The sequence below is a fragment of the Nocardiopsis sp. TNDT3 genome, assembly GCF_003427465.1.
Taxonomy (GTDB): Bacteria; Actinomycetota; Actinomycetes; order Streptosporangiales; family Streptosporangiaceae; genus Nocardiopsis; species Nocardiopsis dassonvillei.
This window is the reverse complement of the sequence record NZ_QPFC01000287.1, coordinates 1-1,817: the sequence shown is the minus strand read 5'-3', so window position 1 is coordinate 1,817 and position 1,817 is coordinate 1. Positions and strand designations below refer to the sequence as shown.

At 73.7% G+C, this 1,817-nt stretch carries 1 protein-coding gene; it reads right to left on the bottom strand.

What is annotated here, in order from left to right; translation table 11 throughout:
- Positions 1–38: 38 nt before the first annotated feature.
- Entirely contained in the window at positions 39–1,715 is a 1,677-nt protein-coding gene (locus tag DQW06_RS07770) for a glycoside hydrolase family 3 protein (RefSeq protein ID WP_117198217.1), read from the bottom strand.
- Positions 1,716–1,817: the final 102 nt, after the last annotated feature.

The following is a 1,817-nucleotide window of genomic DNA, read 5'->3' as shown; positions in this document are numbered from 1 at the left end:
TTCCCCGCCCGTTTCAACCCCCGGCGAAACCCGGCCGGTCAGGTGGTCAGCCCGGTCCCGATCTCCACGTCGGCCGCGGGGATGTCCACCGGCAGCTTGCCGGAGGGCTTCACCTGTCCGGCGACGACCCGCGCGGCGGCCGCCCGCGACACGTCCATGGACGAGTACACCGCCACGAACGCCTCCGCCTCCGGGAAGGCCGCCAGGTCGTAGGGCGTGCCCTGGGACACCACGACCACCGGCAGCCCCTCGGCGCGCGCGGCCTGGACCAGGCCGCTCTGCTCCGAGGCCCCGCTGCCGCCCCCGGTGCCCACGACCACGGCGTCGGCCCCGCTCTCCACCACGTCGATCCCGGCCTCGGTGAGCGCGGCCGCGATCTGCTCCGCGCCCACCCCCTGGACGCGGACTCCGCTGCCCTCGGCCAGGGGCAGCAGGTCGCCCTCGTTGCGCAGCAGGGTCGCGGAGGCGTCCGCCACGCGCTGGGCGGCCTCGGCGTGCTCGGGGTCCTCCAGGACCGCCGCGGCGCCCTGCGCGTCCACCGGTTCGGCCTCCAGGATCCCGCGCTTCTCCTTGAGCGCCAGGACGCGCAGCACGGACTCGTCGATGCGCTCCTCGGTCAGGCGGCCCTGCTCGACGGCCTCGCGGATCGCGGACACCGCGGCGGCGGGGTCCGGCGGCATGAGCAGCTGGTCCACGCCCGCCTCCAGCACGCGCACGGCGATCTCGCCGTCGGAGTGGCGCTGGCGCACACCCTCCATGTTGAGGGCGTCGGTGGTCACCACGCCGTCGTAGCCCAGCTCGTCGCGGAGGATGCCGTCGATCAGCTCCGGGGAGATGGTGGCGGGCTCGGGGTCCTCGCTCCCGTCCAGCTGCGGCATGAGCACGTGGGCGGTCATGATGGCGTCCACGTCGGCGTCGATGGCCGCCCGGAACGGCGGCAGGTGCCCGGCCTCCCACTGCTCGCGCGGCATGTCGATGACGGGCAGGCCGCTGTGGCTGTCCACGTCGGTGTCGCCGTGCCCGGGGAAGTGCTTGACCACCGACACCACACCGGCGCCGGAGTAGGCGTCCGACTCGGCGACGGCCATCTGCGCGACCAGGTCGGGGTCGGATCCGAAGGAGCGGATGCCGATGACCGGGTTGCCGGGGTCGGTGTTGACGTCGGCGTCGGGCGCGTAGTTGAGGTTGACTCCCAGGGCGGTGAGCTCCTCGGCGGTGGTGGAGGCGCGCAGCTCGGCCAGCTCGGTGTCGCGGGTGGCGCCGACGGCCATGGCGTCGGGGAAGCGGGTGCCCACGGGCAGCCGGGCCACCAGGCCCTGCTCCTGGTCGATGCCGACGAACAGCGGAACGCCCCGCCCCTGGTCGGCGGCGAGGTCCTGCACGCCCGCCGACATGGTGGCGATCTGCTCGGCGTCGGTGAGGTTGGCGTCGAAGTAGATGAGGCCGCCGGGCCGGTAGGCCTCGATCTGGGCTGCGTTCTCGGCGGCCGAGGTGCCCTGCGCGGTCAGGACGAGGAGCTGGCCGATCTTGTCGTCCAGGTCCATCTCGGACAGCAGCCGGGGTGCGAGCACGGGCTCGAAGGGCTCGGCCTCGGCCGACGGCTGGGTTGCGCGGTCCTCCTGCGAGGAACCCACCTCCTCTGTGGTGCATGCGTTGGCGATCAGTGCGAGTCCCACGCAGGCCGGGGCCAGGGCGTGCGGAACGGACAGTTTCATGGCGGACTTCATCTCCGGCGAAATCGTGGGTTCGCCGCCGGAGAATACCCGTTGCGGCAGGCCCGGAGGCGGAACCGCCGCCACGCGGGCGCGCGTGGCGGC